The sequence below is a fragment of the Sulfuricella denitrificans skB26 genome (assembly GCF_000297055.2).
Lineage (GTDB): Bacteria > Pseudomonadota > Gammaproteobacteria > Burkholderiales > Sulfuricellaceae > Sulfuricella > Sulfuricella denitrificans.
This window is the reverse complement of sequence record NC_022357.1, coordinates 15629-39352: the sequence shown is the minus strand read 5'-3', so window position 1 is coordinate 39352 and position 23724 is coordinate 15629. Positions and strand designations below refer to the sequence as shown.

Genomic DNA, 23724 nt, shown 5'->3' with positions numbered 1-23724 from the left:
GACTATTTTGGTCAACAATTAGATGCCGTAGGGCGGCGGGGCGACTTTCAAAACTTCCTCTATGGTGGTGAGTCCGCTCGCAACCTTCTGAGCGCCGCTGATCCTGAGCGGCTTCATGCCTTCCTTGTAGGCCTGCTCGCGCAGGGCGGCGACATCGCAGGCCGGCTTGATCAGCTTGCGCAGGCCAGGTGACATGATCAGCATCTCATACAAACCAATGCGCCCGAGATAGCCGGTCATGCGGCATTCCAGGCAGCCTTTCGGCGCGCAGGCCGTCGCCGGCGCGGCGGCTTTCCATGGTTTGACCATAGATTCCCAGACTTCGCCGTCGAGTGCTTCGCGCTCCTTGCAGTGTGGACACAGGGTACGCACCAGGCGTTGCGCCATCACCCCGAGCAGGGTCGCGTTGAGCAGATAGGGCGGGACACCCAGATCGAGCAGGCGGGAAATCGCCGAGGGCGCGTCGTTGGTGTGCAGGGTGGACAGCACCAGATGCCCGGTCAGCGCCGCCTGGATTGCCATTTCCGCAGTTTCCAGGTCACGGATCTCACCCACCATGATGATATCCGGGTCCTGCCGCATCAGTGTGCGAACACCGCTGGCAAAATCCAGGCCGATATTGTGTTGCACCTGCATCTGGTTGAGCTGAGGTGCAATCATCTCGATCGGGTCTTCGATAGTGCAGACGTTCACTTCCGGCACAGCGAGCTGGCGCAGTGCGGAGTACAGCGTGGTGGTCTTGCCCGAGCCGGTCGGTCCGGTAACCAGAATGATGCCGTTGGATTGGCTGGTCATCTGGGTCCAGCGCGCCACGTCCTCATCGGAGAAGCCCATTTCCCTGAAGCTCTGCGTGATCACGTCGGGATTGAAGATGCGCATTACCATCTTCTCGCCGAAGGCGGTCGGCATGGTGGAGAGGCGTAGTTCGATTTCGTTGCCGTCGGGGGAGCGCGTCTTGATACGGCCATCCAGGGGACGGCGCTTCTCGACGATGTCCATCCGCCCGAGGCCCTTGAGGCGGCTGGTCACCGCACCCATCACCGCGAGCGGAATCTGGTAAACGTGGTGCATTACGCCGTCAATGCGGAAGCGCACGTCGCCGAAGTCACGCCGCGGCTCGAGATGGATGTCGGAAGCGCGCTGATCGAAGGCGTATTGCAACAACCAGTCGACGATATGGACGACATGCTGGTCATTGGCATCGAGGTTGCCGGTGCGCCCCATGTCCACCAGCTGCTCGAAGTTGGAAAGACCCCCGCCGAAAGCCGAACTCTGCGATTGCGAGGCTTTCTTGACCGAACGCGCCAGATTATAGAACTCGACAAGATAGCGCTGGATATCCAGGGGGTTGGCGACGACACGTTTGATGTCGAGGCGCAAAATCGGCATCAACTCCTTTTCCCATTCTTTCAGGAAAGGCTCGGCCGTGGCAACCACCACCTCTCGCGCGGTGACTTCGACCGGCAGGATGCGAAAGCGCGCCGCATACGTATCCGACATGATGTTGGTGACGGCGGTCACATTTATCTTCAGCGGGTCGATGTGGTAATAGGGCAGCTTGACCCAGTCCGCCAGCCACTCGGTCAAGACCTCGAGGCTAAGCAGCTTGTGCGGGGGCTTGGCCGATTTCCATTTCTGCTCGGCAATTTGCACCAGTGGATGAACTTCCCCACGAGCGCTTCGTGCCGGCAACAACAAGTTAGCGGCATCCGCTTCTTCAATCAAGCCGTCTGCGATCAACGCATCGACCAACTCGCGCAAGCCGAGCTTGTGGTCGGTCAACTTGGGGGCGCCCTTATCGGTCACTAGCGGCGTTCCACCTGCGACACATCGCGCACAGCACCTTTGGCCGCGCTGGTGGTCATCGCCGCGTAGGCTCGCAAGGCCGCCGAAACGATCCGGTTACGGCTTTCCGGCTGCCATGCCTTGGCGCCTTTTTCTTCCATCAGCGCACGGCGATGAGAAAGCTCTTCCCACGTCACCTTCAGATTAATGCTGCGATTGGGAATGTCGATCTCGATAATGTCGCCTTCCTCGATCAGGCCGATAGCGCCACCTTCTGCCGCTTCCGGCGAAGCGTGGCCGATAGACAGGCCCGAGGTGCCGCCGGAGAAGCGCCCATCGGTGAGCAGGGCGCAGGCTTTGCCTAACCCTTTCGATTTCAGGTAGCTGGTGGGGTACAGCATTTCCTGCATGCCGGGGCCACCCTTGGGTCCTTCGTAGCGGATTATCACCACGTCGCCGGCGACGATCTTGTCGGCGAGAATGCCCTCCACGGCATCATCCTGGCTCTCGAAAATACGGGCGCGACCATTGAATTTGAGGATGCTTTCGTCCACCCCGGCGGTTTTGACGATGCAGCCGTCCTCGGCGATGTTGCCATAGAGCACGGCCAGGCCACCGTCCTGGGAATAGGCATGGGCCTTGTCGCGAATGCAGCCGCCGACGCGGTCGATGTCGAGATCCGGATAACGCCTGTCCTGGCTAAATGCGGTCTGGCTCGGTACGCCGCCAGGCGCAGCGCGATAAAAGGTTTTTACTTTTTCGTCGTGGGTAAGCGTTACGTCCCAGTGTTCCAGCGCCTGCCCCATGGACGGGCTGTGGATGGTCGGCAGATCGCTATGCAGCAGCCCGGCGCGGTTGAGTTCGCCCAGAATGGACATGATTCCGCCGGCGCGATGCACGTCTTCCATGTGGTAGGTCTGGATGCTGGGCGCCACTTTGCATAGATGAGGCACCTTGCGCGACATGCGGTCGATATCCTTCATGGTGAAATCCACGCCCGCCTCATGGGCTGCTGCCAGCAGGTGCAAAACGGTGTTGGTGGAACCGCCCATGGCGATATCAAGCGCGACGGCATTCTCGAAAGCTTTGAAACTGGCAATCGACCGTGGCAGCACGGACATGTCATCGCGCTCGTAGTGACTCTTGGCGAGCGCCACAATCAGCCTGCCCGCTTCGAGGAACAGGCGTTTCCTGTCTGCATGGGTCGCCAACAGCGAACCGTTACCCGGCAAGCCCAGGCCAAGCGCCTCGACCAGGCAGTTCATCGAGTTGGCGGTGAACATGCCGGAACAGGAACCGCAGGTGGGGCAGGCGGAGCGCTCCATACTCAGGGTTTCGGCGTCGGTAAACTGGGGATCCACCGCCGCCACCATGGCATCCACCAGATCCAGGTGCAGCGTCTTGCCCTGAATGACCGCCTTACCCGCCTCCATCGGCCCGCCGGAAACGAAGATCGTCGGGATGTTGAGGCGCAGGGACGCCATCAGCATTCCGGGGGTGATCTTGTCGCAGTTGGAAATGCAGATCAGGGCATCGGCGCAGTGGGCGTTGACCATGTATTCGACGCTGTCGGCGATGAGTTCGCGCGAGGGCAGGCTGTAGAGCATACCGGCATGGCCCATGGCGATGCCGTCGTCCACCGCGATAGTATTAAATTCCTTGGCCACGCCGCCGGCAGCCTCGATCTCGCGCGCCACCAGCTGCCCCATGTCCTTGAGGTGGACGTGGCCCGGCACGAACTGGGTAAAGGAATTGGCGATAGCGATTATGGGTTTGCCAAAGTCGCCATCGGTCATGCCTGTGGCGCGCCACAGGGCGCGCGCGCCAGCCATATTGCGGCCGTGGGTGGAGGTCTTGGAACGGTAAGCGGGCATGGTCGATCCTTGCTAGCAGGAAAACATTAAGATTAACGTATAATCTGCATTTTAACCGAATTCCTTGCCGCCTCAATGCTGATCCATCCGCAATTCGATCCCGTCGCCCTCCATCTCGGCCCGCTCGCCATCCGCTGGTACGGCCTGATGTATTTGCTGGCTTTCGGCCTGTTTCTGCTGCTCGGGCGGCAGCGCGTCAAGAACGGCCCGCAACCTGGCTGGGATGTCCGGCAACTTGACGACCTGCTGTTCTACGGCGTCCTGGGCGTCGTGCTGGGCGGCAGACTGGGTTATGTGCTGTTTTATCAGCCAGCCCATTTCCTTGCCCATCCGCTCGAAATTTTTTCTGTCTGGCAGGGCGGCATGGCATTCCATGGCGGTTTTCTCGGCGTACTTGTAGCAATGTGGCTATTCGCCCGCAAGGCCGGGAAAAGCTGGCTCGCCATCACCGATTTCATCGCCCCCCTGGTGCCGCTCGGCTTGGCCGCCGGGCGCCTCGGCAATTTCATCAACGGCGAACTGTGGGGCCGCCCCAGCGATGTCCCCTGGGCCGTGGTGTTTCCGCAAATTGACAGCGTGGCACGCCATCCGTCGCAACTTTACCAGTTTGCGCTTGAAGGTCTGGCGCTATTCGCCCTGCTCTGGCTATTCTCAAGCAAGCCGCGTCCGACCGGCGCAGTATCCGGCCTGTTCCTGATCGGCTATGGCAGCTTCCGCTTCCTGGTTGAATACACACGCGAGCCGGACAGCTTTCTTGGGCTGCTGGCTCTCAACCTCAGCATGGGGCAGTGGCTTTCCCTTCCGATGGTCGTGGCAGGCATAGCCATGCTGCGATGGGCATACCGAAAAGGCACTTGAGTCGTGGAACAAGCGCGTAATTATCGCAAGGTTACATTTCCCCATATCCGAAGCTGGATCTCCCATGGCTGGCGGATGTTCCGCCAAACTCAAAATGCCAGCATTGCCTACGCCGGCATCTTTGCGGTAATCGGAGCCATCCTGCTAATCGGCGCGGTAAAACTGGACATCGCACCGATGGCCTTTCCGTTGGCGGGCGGCTTCATGCTGGTCGGTCCGGCCTTCCTGGCAGGGTTCTTTCATGTGGCCGCCCTGCGCACACAGCAAAAACCGGTGCGCTTTATCGATTTTTTCCGCGGCTTCCGGCATGGTCCGGCGGGGCTGTGGGTCATCTCCGTCATCTGTGCCTTCCTGTTCCTGGTCTGGCTGACCGATGCCGCCATCGTCTACAGCCTGTATTTCGGAACCGCGCCCCTGCTCGGATCGCTGGAATTGATTTCCGGAATCGGGGAGGGCAGTAAACTGCTGTCTTTTGTGCTGTTCTGTTCGCTCACCGGATCGGTATTGGCCTTCATGATTTTTGCCATTTCCGCGTTTTCCGTCCCGCTGATCGTCAGCCGCCACATAGGACTGACAAATTCCGTAGGAACCAGCGTACGCGCGGTTTTCGGAAATTTTGGAGTGATGATTACCTGGGGAATCATATTGTCGGTCAGTATCGCCGGCACCATCCTGCTGTTCATGCCCCTGTTCGTAATGGTGTTTCCGGTCCTGGCTTATGCCAGCGAACGGGCTTTCCGGGATGTATGCGTTTGAACCCGACAAAAATCACTCACTACTGGCGTGCGGCAGGATGGTTCGGGGTCGGTCTCATCATCTACCTCTCGCTGACCCCTTCACCACCACAAATTAACATTGATAACGGAGACAAGCTTGGTCATTTCGCCGCCTATGGCCTGGTAACCTTGTGGTTCGCGCAGCTCTATACCGGGCTACGCCAAAGAATTGGGCTAGTTATCGGCATGGTGGGGCTGGGAATCGCCATGGAATACGCTCAGGGTACAACCGACTACCGCTCGTTCGAAGTCGCCGACATGGTTGCGGACGCGATTGGCGCCTGCCTCGGCTGGATAGCTGCACCACCGCGCCTGCCCAGTCTGCTGTCCTGGGCTAAGAAACACCTTTCCAAATGCTGACTTCCTTTCCGCTAAATTTTCAGACATCTTTGGCTGGCTCTCTTAACCATAGGCACATCGCGCTGATCGCATTAACGACATTGGGGCAGTAATGCTCCAGAAAATCCTGGTCTAGCTCCCTGTCCGGCGGTATCTGTTGCGCTGCGACCAGCGTCCGGGCGCCATCAAAATCAACATAGGCCAGGCGCAGGGTCAATTCTTCTCGCGGCCGACCAAACTCGACGCCCGGCAAGGTCGCCACCCCGGTTTCCTCCAGCAGTCTTTCACACAGTGTCACGCTGTCGTTGATCCCGCGCGCTGCCAACACCTCGCGCAGAGGGCCAAAATCCGGAAACAGGTAAAAGCCTCCGACCGGCTCGGAGACGATCGCCCCCACAGCCTTAAGCCGTTTCCAGATATGCCGCCCGAGATGACGCAGAATCCGGCGCGACTGATTAAGGTACTGCTCCATCTCCATGCCGCCCTGAAAAGCACGCACTGCTGCGTACTGAATCGGGGCGCTGGTTGAAGTAAAGGTTTCGCTCGCCACAACCGCCATGGCGTCCAGTAGCCAGCGCAGGGAATGCGGAAAGGTGAAGGTGCCGAGCCGCCAGCCACCGGCGCCACACCATTTGCTCAGGCCGCCGCTGATGATCGTACCCTCTGGGTAGAAGCGGGCAATCGAGACATGCTGGCCGCGATAATGGAGTTCGCCATAGATCTCGTCCGAAAGCAGGATCACCTTGTAACGCCTGGCCACCTTGGCCAGCGCTTTGAGCTCGTCCAGGGTATAGCTGTCGCCGGTAGGGTTGGACGGATAATTAAGAATCACGATGCGAGGCCGGCTCGAGTCCTCCCGGCAGATCCGGTCCAGTTCCTCGGGCATCAGGCGCCAATCGTTCTCCAGGCCAGTCGGCACCCAGCGGATCTGGCGCCCGACGATCTGTGCCTGGGGCGCATAAGACACCCAGCTGGGCGTGGGTATTACCAGGTCGCCGTAGTAAACCAGTTGCAGGATAAACATCAGCTCCTTGGAGCCGGGACCGATCAGGACATCCGCCGCGGAACGGTCGATACCATGCATGCGCCGGTGGTAGGCCGCCACCGCTTCACGCAACACATATAGCCCCCGCACCGGCTGATAGTCTTTCTGGTGAGCATTGGCCTTGAGCTCGTCTACCACCGGTTGTGGCACCGGAAAGGGCGACTGGCCCAGACCAAGGCGGAATATCTGACGCCCTTCCTGCTGCAGTTGAGCACTGCGCTCATTGATGGATAGGGTCGCGGACTGTTTCAGTCCACGTACGTTCAGATTGAGGTGGACATCAGGCAAAGCGGTTTTGCGTCGCGTCATGATCAGCTCCGAGTATAGATAATGAAGTCCACCGCACGGGGCAGACACACGCAAACTGTTTTACAAAAAACAATGGGTTACGGCAGATAGGCGGCATCAGCTCGCCTAGCATGGTATTATCGTACAATATTGTTTTGTGCAATACATATTTTTACATGTGCCGCCACTCTGCGCATCAGGCAACAGGAGACAAAACCATGCAGGCGCCCAATGCCAATGTTCCAGCCCCCACGCTTCAGAAACCGCAATACAAATCCTATCTGCTGAACAATTTCCGCGATATTCCGCAAATGTCACGCCTGTCTGAGCAACAGAAATTCGACATCGAGGTGGTTGGAAGCGTCCTCCCTTTCAAGGCCAACAACTTTGTCGTCGAGCAGCTGATCGACTGGGACAACATTCCCAACGACCCGATCTTTGTGCTCACCTTCCCCCAACGCGACATGCTGCTGCCGGAACACTACGACGAAATCGCCGCGCTGCTGAAGCAGGGCGCGGACAAGACGATCATCCGCGAGGCAGCCAACCGCATCCGCATGCAGCTCAACCCCCACCCGGCTGGGCAGATCGACCATAATGTACCGGTACTGAACGGGGAGCGGCTGCACGGCATGCAGCACAAGTACCGGCAGACAGTATTGTTTTTCCCCAGCCAGGGCCAGACCTGCCACGCCTACTGCACCTTCTGCTTCCGCTGGCCGCAGTTCGTCGGCATGTCGGATTTCAAGTTCGCCAGCCGGGAAATCGACCTGCTGATCGCCTACCTTCGCGAACACCCCGAAGTGACGGATGTGTTGTTCACCGGCGGCGACCCGATGATCATGTCGGCAAAAAACCTGGCCTCCTACCTGGAGCCGCTGATCCAGGCGAATCTGCCAAATCTGCGCCGCATCCGCATCGGCACCAAGGCACTCGGCTACTGGCCTTACAAGTTCGTCAGCGATGACGACACCGAAGACCTGCTCGACCTGTTCCGCAAAGTAAGCGGCTCAGGCCTGCACTTGGCGCTCATGGCCCACTTCAACCATCCGCGCGAGCTGGAACCCGAGGTAGTGCGTGAAGCCATCCGGCGCATACGGGAAACCGGAGCGGAGATTCGCACCCAGTCGCCCGTGCTGCGCCACATCAATGACGACCCCGCGACATGGGCCAGAATGTGGAACGCGCAGGTCGATCTGGGCTGCATCCCGTATTACATGTTCGTGGCACGGGATACCGGCGCGCAGCATTATTTCTCGGTGCCGCTGGAACGGGCCTGGCAGATTTTTCGCGAGGCCTACCAACAGGTCAGCGGGCTGTGCCGCACGGTGCGAGGCCCCAGCATGTCCGCCAACCCGGGCAAGGTCCAGCTGCTTGGCGTATCCGAAGCGAAAGGGGAGAAAATTTTCACGTTGCGCTTCCTGCAGGGACGCGATCCGGACTGGGTTCAGCGACCTTTCTTTGCCGCCTACGACGACAAAGCAACCTGGCTGGATGACCTCAAGCCCGCTTTCGGTGAGGAAAAGTTTTTCTTTGAAGAAGAGATGGAGCAGCTTTTCCGCGAGAAAAAAGGCGCCAGCACCGCGGACGACTTTGAATAGCCCACGGGGTTACGACTATGCAACAACTCCCTGTTTTAGGATTATTGTCCCGCTAAAAGTGAGGTTGAAGAAGGGGCGATAAAGTTGGTCAGAACCAGCCCGAGCAGGCACTTCGCGCAAGTCAGGACTGCGGCAGCCGGGGCAGCCAGACCCCAGAACGGCTGTTTTTTCGGCAGTGTAGTGCGCTAAGCCTGTTCTAGAGCGAGGTCCAGCGTACTACCCGAACTTTCCGAGCCAACTCTTGACCGTACCCCGAACCGCACTCCGACTCTGCACATGACGTGAATAATCCATGTCCATGACAACGATGTGATCGACCAGCCAGTCCTTCAGCTTGAACAGCATTTCCATGCCAACCAGCTGCTCGCTGCCGTGGCTCATTTTAGCGCGCCGCTTAAGCGCTTCCACTTCGTTGATAAACTGCTCGTGCCTCGCTTTGTGCGCCTCATACCCCGGGAAATCGGAGTTCCGCATCAAGGCTTCTTCCTCCTCAAAATGCGTGCGGGTGTAGTGGATCAACCTCGCCAGCACTTCGCATACCGTGCCCGGGTCGTGTTTCTTGACGATGACCCCATGCAGGTCATTAATCATCTGGATCAGGAGCTTATGTTGCTCATCGAGTTCCGGATCGTTGACGCTGTATTCTTTTTTCCACGGGACTGCATCCGCCATGATTCTCTAAACTCTCTCAAACCCAGTGTCTTTGGACTTTAGCAGAAGCTGAAATTTATCAGTATCGGGTAAACCCTTATTCTAAATAAGGGAAATCCATACCATCAGCAGCAACGTCGGATACCGTTCCATTTCCTGTCATGATCCTGCCTATGGACGATGCTGCTGCTGAGTAGCATCGAACGCAGGGGTGCAAAATTTTGCGTTCCTGTCATTAAAAATTCCGGCGTTTTTCACTGCGCCACAGATACAACCCAGTCAGCCCCCCCACAACGCTAAGCGCCATCACATAATGCGCCGGGGCCATCGGGTCGAGGGGCAACAACAGACTGACCACAATGGGCGTCATGCCACCGAAGATCGCGTAGGCCAGATTGTAGGAGAACGACAGCCCGGAGAAACGCACCGCAGCCGGGAAAGCATGAACCATCACAAAAGGTACCGCGCCGATCACGCCCACGCTCAAACCAGCCAGCGCATACAGCATATTTATCCGCGTCGGGTCGATTTTCAGCCCGCTATAGAGTAGCCAGGAAGTCGTGGCCATTAGCGTGCATCCAATCACCAATGTTTTTCCGGCACCAAAGCGATCGACGGTGAAACCTGCCAGCACGCAACCGAAGAACAGGAACAGCGTCGCCAGCGTGTTGGCCCGCAAGGCGGTGGTGGCGGGGATGCCATACAGTTTCTGCACCAGCGTCGGCGTCATCAGGATCATCACCACGATGGCGGCGGAAAGCAGCCAGGTCAGGATCATTGACAGCACGACCGCGCCGCGATGCTCACGCAGCACGGTTTTGAGTGGACGCTCCACAGCCAGCGCCTGATTGGCCTGCATTTCTTTGAACACAGGGGTTTCGTGTAGCCACTGGCGCAGCCACACCGAGACCAGGCCGAAAACTCCGCCGATGATGAACGGAATCCGCCAGCCGTAGTCCAGCATTTCCTGCGGCGAAAATTGTATATTCATCGCGGTGGCGACCAGCGAACCCAGCAGGATACCGCCAGTTAAGCCAGCGGTTAGCGTGCCACAGGCAAAGCCAATATGCCGTGTTGGCACATGCTCGGCAACGAAAACCCAAGCACCCGGCACCTCGCCTCCGATGGCCGCCCCCTGTACGATCCGCAAAGCCAGCAACAATATGGGCGCCCCGATACCCAAGGTCTGGTAGGTCGGCAACAAACCGATTGCCAGGGTCGGCACCGCCATAAGGAAAATACTGAGCGCAAACATCTTTTTCCGCCCAAGCAAGTCGCCGAAATGCGCCATGACGATACCGCCGAGCGGACGCGCCATGTAACCGGCGGCGAAAATACCAAAGGTCTGCACCTGGCGCAGCCAGTCCGGCATATCGGGCGGGAAAAACAACTGCCCGATGATCATCGTGAAAAAGATGAAAATCACGAAATCGTAGAACTCCAGCGCACCGCCCAGCGCCGCGAGGGCGAGGGTATGGTAGTCACGGCGATTGAGGGGGCGATGGACGGTGAGTAGGTCGGTCATGAGCAGCTTGTAAAGTAATCCAAAAAATTCGAAAAAGGACGCCGTCACACGCTGTAAGGCTGGAGAACCAGCGCAATCCCCGGAAGAGGTTTTTTAATTTATGGAAATTATAATGTAAAATTGATCAATAAACGTGGGCCGATAGCTCAGCTGGGAGAGCGCCGCGTTCGCAATGCGGAGGTCGTGAGTTCGATCCTCATTCGGTCCACCAAATATCCAAGGCCGGCTGTGCTCAGTCGGCCTTTCCTTACAAGATTGAATCGTGCCTGGCCATTCGATTCTGCATAGACATATTTTCAATAAATACTGAATCAATCGAGTCTGACCCTATTGACCGTGACCGCTGGCTCCGGTCAGGATGGCAAATGGCATTTTGGCACCGCTTGACCTGAACCACGCTTCAAAATTCATTATGACGGCGTACTGGAACGTCCCGCCCGCCAACTCTGGTGCCGAGGCAGCTAAATGCTGACCGGCTAAAGCCGGTAGTTTCGATCTTCTGATCGACAATAAAGGATAAAAACTGACTATGGCCATCGATTCAAAGCTAAACGGAAAAGATTATTTAGACGGACTCTCGACCGCACTGACCACGCTGATAAGCCAGTGGCTTGAACGGCTGTTCGGCCCAAGCATAAACAACATCGCTTTTGGCTCGGTCACTTGGGCGGATCTGGGCGTGATGCTTTGCTTTGCCCTGCTGGTGTTGCTGCTTAACGGGGTCGCCGCCGGTTACGTGCGGTACAAGTTGAAAAAGGCCGCTACGGCACCGGAGGAGGAAACGTTGCAGCATCATGTTTTCGGCGCATTGGGCAAGCCGCTCTATGTTCTGATCTGGTGCTACGGCATCTATTTCGCGGCCACCCCGTTTTTGATAAAACTGAGTCTGGGTGAGGGGCTGCACGTTGTGCGCGAGATTTTCAACAAAGTGTTCGACCTCGGTGTGTTCGCCGTTCTGTTCTGGCTGTTCTTCCGGTTTACGCATGTGCTGGAGGCGCAACTGGCACACTGGACCGCCAAATCCAACAGCAAGCTAGATGACTTGCTCGTGCCGCTGGTAGGAAAAAGTCTGCGCGTCATAGTGCCAGTGGTCGGCGTCATCTTTGCCCTGCCCATCCTCGGCCTCCCACCGGAATACGCGGGTATGCTTGGCAAGGGCACCAGCATCATGCTGATCGTGACGGTGGCCATGATTCTGTTCCAAGCGGTGAACCTCGGCGAAAAAACGGTGCTGACCAAGTTCGACATCAAGGCCGTCGACAACTTGCAGGCGCGCAAGATATTCACCCAGGTTCACATCATCAGCAAGGTGGTTTACTCCGTAATTACAATCTTCACCATCGCATCCATCTTGATGCTTTTTCAGGAAGTGCGGCAGTTCGGTGCCAACATTCTGGCCTCCGCAGGCGTCCTTGGCATCATTCTTGGCTTTGCCGCGCAGAAAACCATTTCCAACCTGTTTGCCGGTTTTCAGGTCGCCATCACTCAACCTATCCGGCTGGACGATGTGGTCATTGTCGAGGGCGAATGGGGTCGCGTGGAGGAAATCACGTTGACCTATGTCACCATCCACATCTGGGATGACCGCCGGCTGGTTGTGCCGCTGGGATATTTCATCGAGAAACCGTTCCAGAACTGGACGCGTGTCTCGGCACAGTTGCTCGGCTCGGTGTTTCTCTGGGTGGATTACACTATGCCGCTGGAGGAACTCCGCAAGGCGCTCAAGGAAATCATCGAGACCCATCCGCTCTGGGACAAACGTTTCTGGAATTTGCAGGTGACCGATGCCACCGAAAAGACGATGCAAATCCGCGTGCTCGCCACCACGGCCGATTCATCCAAGGGCTGGGACTTGCGCTGCGACATCCGCGAAAAGATTATCGCTTACATTCAGAAAAATCATCCGCAAAGCCTGCCACAATTCCGCACGCAAATCAGCGGAGAGAAGCCCTGCTTGCTGACGACACCTTGAGAGACATGACATTTCGTGCGGTCAGACGGGCCGTCCATTGCCGAGGGCAAGCAGTCATTCTTGAACAGTATCTATCAGGTCAGGGCGACGAGAAGACTATCGATACCATCTTCATTCGCCCTCGAATTCGCACAGCGCAAAAACTTTGTGCCCCTGCTTTTCCAGGCGGGCACGCCCCCCAAGATCCGGCAAGTCGATGACAAAGCAACATTCCACGATCTTGCCGCCCATGCTCTCGATGAGTTTGCAGGCCGCTCCTGCTGTACCGCCAGTCGCGGTCAGATCATCCACAAGCAGCACCCGTTCGCCTTTAGATACGGCATCCACATGCATCTCAATACGATCGGCGCCATATTCAAGTTCATAGTCATGGCCCACTGTTTCTGCCGGCAACTTGCCCTGCTTGCGGATGGGCACAAAGCCCAAGCCCAGTTGATAAGCCAGTGCCGAGCCAATGATGAAACCGCGTGCCTCGATAGCAGCAACCCGATCAATTTTTACACCCGTATAGCGTTTGACCAGTTCATTGATGGTGACACGAAAACCCACCGGGTCTTTCAACAGCGTTGTGATATCCCGAAACATCACTCCTTGCTTGGGATAATGGGGGACGGTACGAATGCGTGACTTTATTGGCATAATAAATCCCAAAAAACAAACTTTGTTTTGAAATACCCTTACTCCACCGACTACGAATCAACAGGGCCAGATTCGATTGATCCTGTGTTTATACATGAAAATGTCGGGGTCGGGCCAGGCCCCGAGGGGTCCTCATAGCAGCTGCCGCCAGCAATAACTCAGACCGAAGTCCAACGCCTCCCCCGGAAACCAGGCATCATTTTCTGTCACACTACGGGTTTTCCCTGATCGCCATGCCTCCAATGACTCAAGATACCCCGCAAACCATTAACCTGGCCGACTACGCACCACCCTCCTTCTTGATTGACACGGTCGATGTTGACGTCGATTTCCGGCGCGGCGAAGCGCTGGTAACGGTGCAGCTGTCGGTGCGCCGCAACCCGGCGGTAAAGACATCCAATGACCCGCTAGTGCTCGATGGCGAAGACCTGGAACTGATCTCCCTCCGCCTCGATGGCGTGCACATGGCGCCCGACAGCTACCACCTGGATGCCGGCCATCTGACGCTGGCCGACTTGCCGGATGCCTTCAGCCTGGAGACGGTGACGCGGATTCACCCTGACGGCAATACCCGCCTGTCCGGTCTCTACCTCTCGGCTAACGGCTATTTCACCCAGTGCGAGGCGCAAGGCTTTCGCCGCATCACCTGGTTTCTGGACAGGCCGGACGTGATGTCACGCTATACCGTTACCCTGCATGCCGACAAGGCGGCGTTCCCTCAGCTGCTAGCCAACGGAAATCCCGTCGCCAGCGGTGACGAGGAGGGAGGGCGGCACTGGGCGAAGTGGCAGGACCCCTTTCCCAAACCCTGCTATCTGTTCGCCATGGTTGCCGCCAAACTCGACGTGCTGCGCGACAACTATCGAACCACGTCGGGCCGCGAGGTCCAGTTGGCGATCTTTGTCGAGCCGGGCAAGCTGGACCAGTGTGCGCACGCCATGTCGGCCCTGAAAAAGTCGATGCATTGGGATGAGCAGACCTTTGGCCTGGAATGTGATCTCGACCATTACATGATCGTCGCCGTCGGCGACTTCAACATGGGGGCGATGGAAAACAAGGGCCTGAACATTTTCAACACTAAATACGTGCTGGCCAGGCAGGATGTGGCCACCGACGTGGATTATGAAAACATCGACCGGGTAGTGGCGCACGAGTATTTCCACAACTGGACCGGCAACCGCGTGACCTGCCGCGACTGGTTCCAGCTTTCGCTCAAGGAAGGGCTGACGGTCTTTCGCGACCAGGAGTTCGGCGCCGATGTGCACCATCGTTCGGTGGCCCGTATCCGCGAGGTGCGCGGACTGCGTGCCGCCCAGTTCCCGGAGGACAGCGGCCCAATGGCGCACCCGGTGCGGCCGGCTTCGTACATCGAGATCAACAATTTCTACACGGCTACCGTGTACCAGAAGGGGGCCGAAGTCGTGCGCATGATCCAGACCCTGATCGGCAAGCCAGCCTTCCGTCGCGGCATGGATCTGTACTTCGCCCGTCACGATGGACAGGCGGTGACCTGCGATAATTTCGTCGTCGCCATGGCCGATGCATCTGGCGCCGATTTCAGCCAGTTCATGCGCTGGTACGAGCAGACCGGTACGCCACACGTTGCGGCTACTGGCCGATACGATGCCGCCAGTCAGCGCTACATTCTGCGGCTGAGCCAGTCCTGCGCGGCCACGCCAGGCCAAGCCGACAAGCAACTCTACCATATTCCCGTTGCCATCGGCCTGGTCGGCCCGGACGGGCAAGATCTGCCCTTGCGTCTGGCCGGGGATGATTCCGGCACCCCTGCCAGCCAGATAGTGCTGTCGCTGTGCACCGAAACGCAGGAATTCATTTTCGAAGACGTCCCGGTCGCGCCCGTGCCCTCGCTATTGCGCGATTTTTCAGCCCCGATCGTACTCGAATATGCTTACAGCGATGCCGATCTCGCTCACCTGATGGCGCACGACAGCGATCCTTTCAACCGCTGGGAAGCGGGGCAGCGCCTGGCCAATCGCCTGATCATCGCAGCAACCGCCACTCTCAGTACGGGAGGCACGCCGATCTGGCCAGCCAGCTTTGCTCAGGCAGCGGCGCGGGTGCTGGCGGATGCCGACACCGATCCTGCCTTTGCCGCCGAAGCCTTGTCATTGCCGAGCGAAGCAACGCTGGCCGAACAACTCGACGTGGTTGACCCCGATGCCCTGCACGCCGCCCGCAACGGCTTGCGCCGCTTCCTCACCGAGCATCTCGGCGCGGAATTTCTGGCTTGCTATGAGCGCCTTGCACCAAGAGGGGGTTATCGCCCTGATCTGATCGATGTGGGCCACCGTACGTTGCGTAACGTCTGCCTGAGCTACCTGTGCGAAGCGGATAGCCCGTCTACTCGTGCGCTGGCGCGGCAACAGTTCGATACCGCTGACAATATGACCGACCAGTTTGCCAGTCTGATGGTTCTGGCGCAGTCCGAAGGCGAGGAGCGACAGCAAGCACTGGACGCCTTTTACCAGCAATGGCAAGGCGAGGCGCTGGTTGTCGACAAGTGGCTTCAAGTCCAGGCCACCAGTCGTCGCCCCAGCGTTCTGAATGAGGTCAAGCGGCTAGTCGAACATCCCGCATTCGACTTGCGCAACCCGAACAAGGTCTATTCGCTGTTGCGCGCTTTCGGCAGCAACCACGTACACTTTCATGCGGCCGATGGCAGCGGCTACCGCTTTCTTGCCGAGCAGACGCGTCAGCTCGACGCCGTCAATCCGCAGGTCGCTTCCCGGGTTGCCCGTTGTTTTGATCGGTGGAGAAAGTTTGATGCCAGTCGCCAGGCACATGCCCGTGCTGCCCTGGAGATGTTGCGCAACCATGCTGGTATGTCGCGTGATTTGTTCGAGATTGTGGATAGACAGCTGGGGTAATTCCTCTTGCATCAACAAGGGTGAGTGCCATTTACGGCTTTCCCGATAATGGAAGCACTCGGTTCAGCTCCCCTTGCTTGAGGTAATGCCCGTCCAGAAATCGTGATCCTTGCGGAGAAACTCATCGTAAGGGAGGTAATGGGAGCCATCGCACGAGAAGGTAAGTCCGACGAGGCCATTAAAAATGTTCAACGTGCCGGAGCGCAGGTAGAACATCTCGTCCATAAGACGTAGTGTGCGAAAGGCTTCCAGCACGCCGCGGACTTGCTCTGGGGGCACTCGCGCTCCCGAAGGGTAGGGGGTACGAGGGTAGGCAAGACAGATATCCGGGCCAATCAGGGCTTCGATATCCAACAGACGATAACTGTAGGGATCCTCCATCACCCAGACGATGGCACGGCTGCTGGAAAAATGCAGCATCACGTGAAACACACCGTGGTAGAGCATAAGTTCGACCACCACGCCCAGCACCGTGTCGACATGCTGGTCCATCTCGCTGTCTGAACGGGTCTGGTGGAATACCGTGCCGCGGATGGATGGGTCGCCCTTGATTTGGCGCCAGTATCTCGGCTCTTCGTAGAGCTCACGCGTCAGCGGCAAATCGCGCAAGCCGAAATAGGCGCCAACATATCCCAGCACTTCGCCAGCAGCGTTACGCACAGCTTGGATGGCCGTGAGGGAGGGACGCCGCTCGCGCAGACTGATGTAGGCGTCTGAAAGGAAAAAATCTGTGCTGTTCGTGATTTCGCGCAGGTAGGGCCGCTTGGCCCGATTCCGGCCAAAGCCCTCCAGCAGCCCTTCGTGACTCACGTTATCACTGATCTGGATTGCGTTGGCATCCAGCGCATAGAGGTGCTTGCAGTAAGGCAATTCTTTCAGCGCCGCGCCCAGCAACACATCCAGTTTTTCCCGATCGCCCCATACCGGAACACATTCTTCCGCCAGCCGGCGCATGGGCTCCTGCAACAGACTCACCAGCGATTCACGCTGGTGAGCGATGCTTTCCTGCAATGTTTCCTTTGGGGGCTTCATGTCCAGGCTATCGACAGTTCTTCTGAGTCATTCGGTTGTTGCGCGCGTTTAGCGGTATTCTAGGCGATTCTGCTAAACTTTATCAGGGAAATATTCATTAACGTTTACCGCCACCTCAGGGTGCACTACCGCAGGAGCCATTCATGACCACTCCCCAAAAAATCCAAAGCATGGCGCTGTTCTGCGATTTCGAGAATATTGCTTTGGGCGTGCGCGATGCCAAGTACGAAAAGTTCGATATCAGCAAGGTTCTTGAACGTTTGCTGCTCAAGGGCAGCATCGTGGTGAAAAAAGCCTATTGCGACTGGGATCGGTACAAGGAATTCAAGGCTCCCATGCACGAGGCCTCGTTCGAGCTGATCGAGATTCCCCATGTGCGCCAGTCGGGAAAAAACTCGGCCGACATCCGCATGGTAGTCGACGCTCTCGACCTGTGCTACACCAAATCTCACGTGGACACCTTCGTCATCATCAGCGGCGATTCGGATTTCTCACCCCTGGTGAGCAAACTGCGCGAGAACAACAAAACCGTAATTGGCGTCGGGGTCAAAAATTCCACCTCCGACCTGCTGATCGCCAACTGCGACGAATTCATCTACTACGACGATCTGGCACGCGAGAACGCCGAGAAAGCAGAAAAAGCCAAGAAACGCACCATCAAGAAAAAACCCGCCGCCAAAGGCACCGCTGAGGCGGCTCCTAAAACCACGCCCCCGGAAGAGAGTAACAAGTCACAGGAAGCCCTGGACCTGATGATGGAGACGGTAGAAGCTCTGTTTGCGGAGCGCGGCGAAGAGGAAAAAATCTGGGGTTCGATGGTCAAGCAGGCGCTGAAGCGGCGCAAACCGGGCTTCAATGAAAGCTACTATGGCTTTCGCTCGTTCAGCAAGCTGCTTGAGGAGGCTGCAGCGCGCAAGCTGCTGGAAGTTGAGCACGATGAAAAGTCGGGCGGCGTCATCATCAAGAATTTCAACCCGGAATATTAGGCTAAAATAAAGGCAAAGCCGCGTCACAGCTCGATCTGCGTCCCCAGCTCCACCACCCGATTGGTCGGAATCTTGAAGTAGGCAGAGACACTGCCGGCGTTGCGAGCCATGCTGATGAACACCTTTTCCCGCCACAATGCCATGCCCGGCGCAATTGTTGCGATCAGGGTTTCCCGGCTGATGAAAAAAGAGGTTTCCATCATCTGAAACTCCAATCCACATCCCGTACATTGCGTCAGTGTTTCAGGAATGTCTGGCTCGTCCTTAAAGCCGTAGCGCACGATAATCCGATAAAAATTGTTACCCAGCGGCTGCACCTCGGCATGATCAATTTCCGGCACATGCGGCACGTCTTCAGTGATGACTGTCAGCAGCACCACCCGTTCGTGCAACACTTTGTTATGGATCAGATTATGCAGCATGGCATGGGGCACACCATCGAGATTGGCCGTAAGGAAAACCGCCGTGCCGGGCACGCGTAGTGGCGGATGAGCGGCAATTCCGGCAAGGAAAGGATCCAGTGCAATCGCGCCATCCCGTAGCCTGTCGAACAGCAAAGCCCGCCCCCGCTTCCAGGTGGAAAGCAGGGTGAATACCGCGATTCCGACTACCAGGGGAAACCACCCTCCCTGTGGAATCTTCATGGCATTAGCGCTGAAGAAGGACAGGTCGATGAACAGGAAAAAGGCGGCTACCGCTACACACGTCGCCCAGCCCCAACCCCACATCGCACGCGCTACCACCACGGCCAGGATGGTATCGATCGCCATCGTGCCAGTGACCGCAATGCCATAAGCGGCAGCGAGGTTGCTGGAGGAACGGAACCCCAGCACCAGCGCGACGATTGCCACGAGCAGAGCCCAATTGATTGCCGGCAGATAGACCTGGCCGATTTCCCGCTCAGACGTGTGCCTCACTTCCAGCCGCGGGCAGTAGCCCAGCTGTATTGCCTGGCGAGTGACGGAAAAGGCGCCCGAAATCACGGCCTGAGAAGCGATCACTGTGGCCAGGGTGGCCAGAGCCACCATCGGATAAAGCGCCCACGGCGGTGCAAGCATGTAAAACGGGTTTTCCACCGCCGCAGGGTTGTGGATCATCAGCGCACCCTGACCGAAGTAGTTGAGCAGCAGCGCTGGCAGCACGAAGAAGAACCATGCCGTCTTGATCGGCATGCGGCCAAAATGGCCCATGTCAGCGTAGAGCGCCTCGCCTCCGGTTACCGCCAGCACCACCGCGCCCAAGGCCAGAAAGCCATACCACTGGTGTTCAACGAAGAAATTGAAACCGTGGAACGGGTTCACCGCCTGCAATACCGCTGGATATTCGAAGATATTGATGATGCCAAGCAACGCCAGGGTGGCAAACCAGACGATCATCACCGGCCCGAACAGCGCGCCCACGCTGGCGGTACCCTTGCGCTGAAAAAGAAACAATCCTGCCAGCACAATCAGAGTAATCGGAATAACGTAGGGCTCAAGCGCGGGGGTGGCGATTTTCAGCCCCTCTACGGCGGACAACACCGAGATCGCCGGAGTAATCACACCATCGCCGTAAAACAGCGCAGCGCCGAAAATCCCCATCGTCATCAGCAACCAGCGGCTGCGCGTGTCGCCGGGCGAGCTTTTAAGCGTCAACGCCAGCAGCGCCATAATTCCGCCCTCGCCATTGTTGTCCGCGCGCATGATGAAAATCACGTACTTGAGCGAAACCACGATCAGCAGCGCCCAAAGCACCAGTGAAAGCGCGCCGAGCACATTATCATGGCTGGTTGCAATGCCGTGAGAGCCGTGAAACACTTCTTTCAGGGTGTAAAGCGGGCTGGTGCCGATGTCCCCGAATACCACGCCGATAGCGGCAAGCATCAGTCCGGAGGATTTGCTCTTGCCGCTTGTGCCCGTTGAGGCGTGGTCGGAATTTTTTTCGGTTGTACTCATGGCTTGCTATTTATATACCGCCAGCTGTCGCAGCTTGCTTCGCCGCTTTCCAAGGAGCGCCATTCTATTCCTTTTTTTGCTCGGCTTAAACCATTTGCCGGCAGGAAAAGGCTCGTCAGCTCCCGATTTCTCCCTTGCCTACGACTATGCCGAGTTGTTTCAATTTTCGGTAGAGATGGGTACGCTCCAGCCCGACGCTTTCCGCCAAACGGCTCATGTTGCCGCCGACCTTCTTGAGCTGATGCTCGAAATAAATTCGTTCGAACTCGTCACGCGCTTCGCGTAACGGCTGATCAAGGGGTAAGGTGTACTGGGACGCTGAGGATGGAACGGCGGGAGCAAATTGCCCCAGCACGCGGCTGACGTCCTCAGCAGTAATCTCTTTAGAAAGGGCTGTTAGCGCCAGTGTTTTCACCGCGTTGCCCAGCTGAGGCAAATTGCCGGGCCAGTTTTCATCGCGCAGAAGATTCAACGCAGCGGCACTGAAATGGCGCGGGGCCGATTGCCCGGTTTCGATCAGTCGCGCCAGCGCTTGCCTGGCGAGATCTGGAACATCTTCGCTGTGTTCGCGCAGGCTGGGCACCGCCAGCGCCAAGCCATTGATCGCCTGAAACAGCCGAACATCGAACACCCCCTCATCGACCAACTGGTGGAGTGGCATGGACGTAGCGCACACGAGGCGCACGCCATACTTTTCCAGCTTGTTCAGGATCAGCGCGAGGCCCTTCTGTTCCAGCTTGCCTAAATTTCCGATCTCATCCAGGTAGAGCACGCCATCGCGCGCCTTTTCCAGCAGGCTCATCGGGTCATCTGCCAGAACGGCCAGGGTTTCCGGCGCAACCCAGGGGGTGTTCAGTCGGTGCAGGTAGCGCGCGCACAACTCCATGCCGGCGCCGGCTTCCCCGGTCAACAGCAGGGGGGTTATCTGATTGGCCACCTGCGCCAGGCGTACCTTCAATTCGCTGACGGCGGTACCCGTACCCAGGCCGGCCAGCGCCTCTCCATTGCACGGTAGCGGCTCACTTTTCTTGAGCGCGCGCTCTACGGTGCTGAGCAGCTTTTGCAGGGCGATAGGCTTTTCCAGAAAGTCCGCGGCACCGACACGCGTTGCCTCCACCGCAGTATCAATGGTGCCATGGCCGGACATCATGATCACCGGCATAGTCAACAGCCCGTTGCTTTCCCACTCCTTAAGCAGCGTGATACCGTCGGTGTCTGGCATCCAGATGTCGAGCAGCACCAGATCCGGGCGTTTCTGGCTGCGATAAAGGCGTGCCGCACCGGCATTCTCCGCCAGCGCGACAATATAACCTTCGTCATGCAAAATTTCCCTCAGCAGCTCGCGGATGCCAACCTCATCGTCCACCACCAGTATTTCATTGGCTGCCATTTAAACCGCTTTCTCGCAGGGCAAATAAATGCAAATGCTTGCCCCGTGGGGCTGTAGATTTTCGATTTTCATCTTGCCGTGATGCTCCTCGATGATCTTTTTGACAACAGCCAATCCCAATCCGGTACCTTTAGGCTTGGTCGTGACATAAGGTTCGAACAATCGCGCCATGAGCGCTTCGGGAAAACCGCAACCGTTATCCCGGACGGTCAACCTGACCGCGTTTTCTTCCACGGCGGTTTCCACCGTGATTTGAGGTCCTTCCGTTTCGGCCAGGGCATCCTGAGCATTTTGCAGCAAGTTATGCACCACCTGGCGTAACAGAGTCGGATCCCCTGTTACCAGCGGCAACACCGGTGCGAGACGGGTCGAAATTTGTGCATCGGAGTGCTCGTACAATGCCAGGATTTCGTATACCAGCTGATTGAGGTCCACCGCCTCCAGGTTCAGGCTGGGCGCGCGGGCGTATTCGCCAAAAGCGTTTACCATACTCTTTAACGCCGTTACCTGGTTGACGATGGTTTGCGTCGCCCGCTTCAGCACCTCGGCATCCGGCGCGCTGAGTTTGCTCGCAAGCTTGTGTTCGAGTCGCTCGGCCGAAAGCTGAATCGGTGTGAGCGGATTCTTGATTTCATGCGCCAGGCGGCGCGCCACCTCGCCCCAAGCCGCATCGCGCTGGGCCTGGAGCAAATGAGTAATATCGTCAAAGACCACGATGAAGTCATTACCCACAGCCGCCGGCAATCGTGTGCCACGCACCAGCAATACCTGATTGCCGTTCTTGCCGGCATATTCCATCTGGGTTTGCCATTCTTTTTCTTCATTGTGTCGGAAGAGACCTTCGACTGCCACAACGAGTGCCTTCAATGATTCGTCATTAAGCGCCCACTTGTAGAACCGGCGCTTGCTCAGGACGGACAAATCCACACCCAGGATTTCCGCGGCGGCAGGGTTCATGGTCTTGAGGCTGAGATTTTCATCAAATGCCAGCACTCCGCTCGACAAGTGCGCCAGGAGACTTTCCAGGTAAGCTTTCGCCGTCTCCAGCTGACGCTGGTTGAGCTCGACCACCGCGCGCGCCTCCGCCAGTTGCCGGGTCATGTCGTTGAACGACTGCATCAGGGAACCCAACTCGTCCCGGCTATGCACCGTCGGCATGATACTGAAATCTCCCGAGGCGACGGCCTGAGTCCCCTTCGCCAGCAAGCCGAGCGGCGCCGAAAGACGCGCGCTCAACAAGAAAGCCAAAGCAATCGAGGAAAGCAATGCCAGCAGCAAAGCCAGCGTCAGGGTAAGGCCATACACCCGCTTCATTCCCAGCCGCGATACGGAAAGCTCCTGGTAATCACGGTATACCTCCTGCACCGTCTCTGCATCCTTGGCCAACCGTTCCGGAACGGGCTGGAACAGTTGTAATACCCGAATATTTTCATTCAGGCCCAGCACATTGACCGGAACAACCACGCGCAAATACAAGCCTTTTCCAGGAATCGACTCGATTGCGGCGTAAGGCTGCTGCTGGCGCGCCTGGCGCAACAACGAAGGCGCAGGGCGATCAGGTTGCAGGCCCGCGCGCTCACTGCCGGAAAAAGCGATGAGCAAGCCACGGGAACTGAATAGCGTCGCTTCTTGCACGCCGGCCTGTTCACGCAAATTGTTAAGCAACGTCAAAGGTTCGCCGCCGACCGGCTGATCCGCCAGCGCCAGCGACATGTATTCCCCTTTTTTATTGAGGTCGCGCAACAGGTTGTCTAGCGCGCTGCGGCCCAGACTCAAACCGCCCTCCAGAGCATTGTCCACGCGCACGTCGAACCAGGTCTCGATGCTCTTGCTTAAAAATTGTACCGAAACCCCATACACCAGTACGCCGGGAAGCACCGCCATCAAAACAAACATCAGGAGTAGCCTTAAAGTCAGCTTCGAACCGAATACCCGAGCCTTGAGTTTGCGCCGCAGATTCCACAACTGATAAAGAACCAGGGACAGCAAACACACCGCTAGCACACCGTTAAGGCCCAGCAACAAAGTGTAATACTGGGAAAATGCCGCCGCGTTGCCGCTGGCGCTTGAGAGCATGTACAGCGCAACGGCACCGAGGCCGACGCACAGATAGAGGACGTATTTCATTGCTTCCGCCCTGT

The 23724-nt window shown here is 57.5% G+C and carries 17 protein-coding genes and 1 tRNA gene; 8 read left to right on the top strand and 10 right to left on the bottom strand.

Translation table 11 applies throughout. The features are described from left to right. Positions 1 to 18: 18 nt before the first annotated feature. Positions 19 to 1806 carry a GspE/PulE family protein gene (locus SCD_RS00155; RefSeq protein ID WP_009207176.1) on the bottom strand — a complete coding sequence of 596 codons (1788 nt, stop codon included), beginning with the start codon at positions 1804 to 1806 and terminating at the stop codon, positions 19 to 21. Continuing rightward, positions 1806 to 3659, bottom strand: a complete 1854-nt coding sequence (gene ilvD / locus SCD_RS00150) for a dihydroxy-acid dehydratase (RefSeq protein WP_009207177.1) — start codon at positions 3657 to 3659, stop codon at positions 1806 to 1808. The genes SCD_RS00155 and ilvD overlap by 1 nt, the downstream gene beginning before the upstream one ends. Positions 3660 to 3734: 75 nt before the next feature. On the opposite strand from ilvD, the gene lgt reads away from it, so the two are divergent. Genes lgt through SCD_RS00135 form a run of 3 tightly spaced genes read left to right on the top strand, consistent with a single transcriptional unit; the run spans position 3735 to position 5653 of the window. Then, positions 3735 to 4517 carry a prolipoprotein diacylglyceryl transferase gene (gene lgt, locus SCD_RS00145; protein WP_009207178.1) on the top strand — a complete coding sequence of 261 codons (783 nt, stop codon included), beginning with the start codon at positions 3735 to 3737 and terminating at the stop codon, positions 4515 to 4517. Between the two features lie 3 nt (positions 4518 to 4520). Beyond that, entirely contained in the window at positions 4521 to 5273 is a 753-nt protein-coding gene (locus SCD_RS00140) for a DUF2189 domain-containing protein (RefSeq protein WP_009207179.1), read from the top strand. Continuing rightward, positions 5270 to 5653 carry a VanZ family protein gene (locus SCD_RS00135; RefSeq protein ID WP_161626917.1) on the top strand — a complete coding sequence of 128 codons (384 nt, stop codon included), beginning with the start codon at positions 5270 to 5272 and terminating at the stop codon, positions 5651 to 5653. The genes SCD_RS00140 and SCD_RS00135 overlap by 4 nt, the downstream gene beginning before the upstream one ends. Before the next feature lie 19 nt (positions 5654 to 5672). On the opposite strand, the gene SCD_RS00130 is transcribed toward SCD_RS00135, so the two are convergent. Further along, entirely contained in the window at positions 5673 to 6986 is a 1314-nt protein-coding gene (locus tag SCD_RS00130; RefSeq protein ID WP_009207181.1) for a pyridoxal phosphate-dependent aminotransferase, read from the bottom strand. Between the two features lie 197 nt (positions 6987 to 7183). Here SCD_RS00130 and SCD_RS00125 point away from each other — a divergent pair, with 197 nt between their 5' ends. Then, complete coding sequence (locus SCD_RS00125; RefSeq protein ID WP_009207182.1) at positions 7184 to 8566, top strand: KamA family radical SAM protein; 1383 nt, start codon at positions 7184 to 7186, stop codon at positions 8564 to 8566. A 216-nt stretch (positions 8567 to 8782) separates the two neighbouring features. Here the strand turns inward: SCD_RS00125 and SCD_RS00120 are convergent, their stop codons facing one another. Beyond that, positions 8783 to 9238, bottom strand: a complete 456-nt coding sequence (locus SCD_RS00120) for a bacteriohemerythrin (RefSeq protein ID WP_009207183.1) — start codon at positions 9236 to 9238, stop codon at positions 8783 to 8785. Between the two features lie 214 nt (positions 9239 to 9452). After that, entirely contained in the window at positions 9453 to 10742 is a 1290-nt protein-coding gene (locus tag SCD_RS00115) for an MFS transporter (RefSeq protein WP_009207184.1), read from the bottom strand. A gap of 135 nt (positions 10743 to 10877) precedes the next feature. On the opposite strand from SCD_RS00115, the gene SCD_RS00110 reads away from it, so the two are divergent. Then, a tRNA-Ala gene (locus SCD_RS00110) sits at positions 10878 to 10953 on the top strand. Positions 10954 to 11271: 318 nt separating this feature from the next. Further along, a complete protein-coding gene (locus tag SCD_RS00105; RefSeq protein ID WP_009207185.1) occupies positions 11272 to 12714 on the top strand; it encodes a mechanosensitive ion channel family protein in 1443 nt (480 codons plus the stop codon). 111 nt (positions 12715 to 12825) lie between these two features. Here the strand turns inward: SCD_RS00105 and SCD_RS00100 are convergent, their stop codons facing one another. Further along, positions 12826 to 13353: an adenine phosphoribosyltransferase gene (locus SCD_RS00100; protein WP_041673257.1), complete on the bottom strand. Its 528-nt coding sequence runs from the start codon at positions 13351 to 13353 to the stop codon at positions 12826 to 12828. A 242-nt stretch (positions 13354 to 13595) separates the two neighbouring features. Here SCD_RS00100 and pepN point away from each other — a divergent pair, with 242 nt between their 5' ends. Then, on the top strand, positions 13596 to 16241 hold the full coding sequence (pepN, locus tag SCD_RS00095; RefSeq protein ID WP_009207187.1) for an aminopeptidase N: 2646 nt from the start codon (positions 13596 to 13598) through the stop codon (positions 16239 to 16241). A 63-nt stretch (positions 16242 to 16304) separates the two neighbouring features. Here the strand turns inward: pepN and SCD_RS00090 are convergent, their stop codons facing one another. Further along, positions 16305 to 17273: a PDC sensor domain-containing protein gene (locus tag SCD_RS00090; protein WP_021035724.1), complete on the bottom strand. Its 969-nt coding sequence runs from the start codon at positions 17271 to 17273 to the stop codon at positions 16305 to 16307. A gap of 143 nt (positions 17274 to 17416) precedes the next feature. Between SCD_RS00090 and SCD_RS00085 the strand changes: the two genes are divergently transcribed. Next, complete coding sequence (locus tag SCD_RS00085) at positions 17417 to 18259, top strand: NYN domain-containing protein (RefSeq protein WP_009207189.1); 843 nt, start codon at positions 17417 to 17419, stop codon at positions 18257 to 18259. Between the two features lie 23 nt (positions 18260 to 18282). Here SCD_RS00085 and SCD_RS00080 read toward each other — a convergent pair whose 3' ends face one another. The 3 genes from SCD_RS00080 to SCD_RS00070 all read right to left on the bottom strand — a co-directional run bounded on the left by SCD_RS00080 (position 18283) and on the right by SCD_RS00070 (position 23710). Then, the gene (locus SCD_RS00080) at positions 18283 to 20193 is read right to left on the bottom strand and encodes a potassium transporter Kup (protein WP_009207190.1); all 1911 of its coding nucleotides are present in this window, start codon (positions 20191 to 20193) and stop codon (positions 18283 to 18285) included. Positions 20194 to 20308: 115 nt separating this feature from the next. Then, positions 20309 to 21583, bottom strand: a complete 1275-nt coding sequence (locus SCD_RS00075; protein ID WP_009207191.1) for a sigma-54-dependent transcriptional regulator — start codon at positions 21581 to 21583, stop codon at positions 20309 to 20311. Further along, complete coding sequence (locus tag SCD_RS00070; protein WP_009207192.1) at positions 21584 to 23710, bottom strand: sensor histidine kinase; 2127 nt, start codon at positions 23708 to 23710, stop codon at positions 21584 to 21586. Between the last annotated feature and the right edge of the window lie 14 nt (positions 23711 to 23724).

What these genes read in the sequence shown, in the direction of transcription:
- ilvD (WP_009207177.1), bottom strand. Translation starts at nt 3,659, where the DNA reads ATGCCCGCTTACCGTTCCAAGACCTCCACCCACGGCCGCAATATGGCT.
- lgt (WP_009207178.1), top strand. Translation starts at nt 3,735, where the DNA reads ATGCTGATCCATCCGCAATTCGATCCCGTCGCCCTCCATCTCGGCCCG.
- SCD_RS00130 (WP_009207181.1), bottom strand. Translation starts at nt 6,986, where the DNA reads ATGACGCGACGCAAAACCGCTTTGCCTGATGTCCACCTCAATCTGAAC.
- SCD_RS00125 (WP_009207182.1), top strand. Translation starts at nt 7,184, where the DNA reads ATGCAGGCGCCCAATGCCAATGTTCCAGCCCCCACGCTTCAGAAACCG.
- SCD_RS00120 (WP_009207183.1), bottom strand. Translation starts at nt 9,238, where the DNA reads ATGGCGGATGCAGTCCCGTGGAAAAAAGAATACAGCGTCAACGATCCG.
- SCD_RS00115 (WP_009207184.1), bottom strand. Translation starts at nt 10,742, where the DNA reads ATGACCGACCTACTCACCGTCCATCGCCCCCTCAATCGCCGTGACTAC.
- SCD_RS00105 (WP_009207185.1), top strand. Translation starts at nt 11,272, where the DNA reads ATGGCCATCGATTCAAAGCTAAACGGAAAAGATTATTTAGACGGACTC.
- SCD_RS00100 (WP_041673257.1), bottom strand. Translation starts at nt 13,353, where the DNA reads ATGCCAATAAAGTCACGCATTCGTACCGTCCCCCATTATCCCAAGCAA.
- pepN (WP_009207187.1), top strand. Translation starts at nt 13,596, where the DNA reads ATGACTCAAGATACCCCGCAAACCATTAACCTGGCCGACTACGCACCA.
- SCD_RS00090 (WP_021035724.1), bottom strand. Translation starts at nt 17,273, where the DNA reads ATGAAGCCCCCAAAGGAAACATTGCAGGAAAGCATCGCTCACCAGCGT.
- SCD_RS00085 (WP_009207189.1), top strand. Translation starts at nt 17,417, where the DNA reads ATGACCACTCCCCAAAAAATCCAAAGCATGGCGCTGTTCTGCGATTTC.
- SCD_RS00080 (WP_009207190.1), bottom strand. Translation starts at nt 20,193, where the DNA reads ATGAGTACAACCGAAAAAAATTCCGACCACGCCTCAACGGGCACAAGC.
- SCD_RS00075 (WP_009207191.1), bottom strand. Translation starts at nt 21,583, where the DNA reads ATGGCAGCCAATGAAATACTGGTGGTGGACGATGAGGTTGGCATCCGC.
- SCD_RS00070 (WP_009207192.1), bottom strand. Translation starts at nt 23,710, where the DNA reads ATGAAATACGTCCTCTATCTGTGCGTCGGCCTCGGTGCCGTTGCGCTG.